The following is a 269-nucleotide window of genomic DNA, read 5'->3' as shown; positions in this document are numbered from 1 at the left end:
TTGTCGGTTATCTGCTGCCCCTGCCACCACAGTATGCTCCCGCTCGTGCCGATCAGCAGCGCTGACACCATCAGGATGGTGAACCATGTCCGCCCGGCAGTCCGCAGTACGCTCCGCCGGTTTTTCTCCATCGCCTCGCTCATACTCTGCTCGTGTGCGAGGATGGCGTCGCTGATTCTCCTCGCGCTTGCGCTCAGTTCCGCTCTGACAGACTGCTCGTGCTCGCTGAATGCGGCTTTCAGCATCTCGCCGGTACTCTGCTGCTGCGC

Annotated in this window: 1 protein-coding gene; it reads right to left on the bottom strand. The window is 61.7% G+C overall.

Translation table 11 applies throughout. The features are described 5' to 3' along the window. Positions 1 to 269, bottom strand: a 269-nt coding sequence (locus tag QMN93_RS26190; RefSeq protein ID WP_323630753.1) for an MbeB family mobilization protein, incomplete at both ends; no start/stop codon positions are given.

This window comes from Enterobacter sp. R-1.6.2, from assembly GCF_035064085.1.
Taxonomy (GTDB): domain Bacteria; phylum Pseudomonadota; class Gammaproteobacteria; order Enterobacterales; family Enterobacteriaceae; genus Enterobacter; species Enterobacter asburiae_B.
The sequence above is the reverse complement of the archived record's forward strand: the minus strand, read 5'-3'. Positions and strand labels throughout refer to the sequence as shown.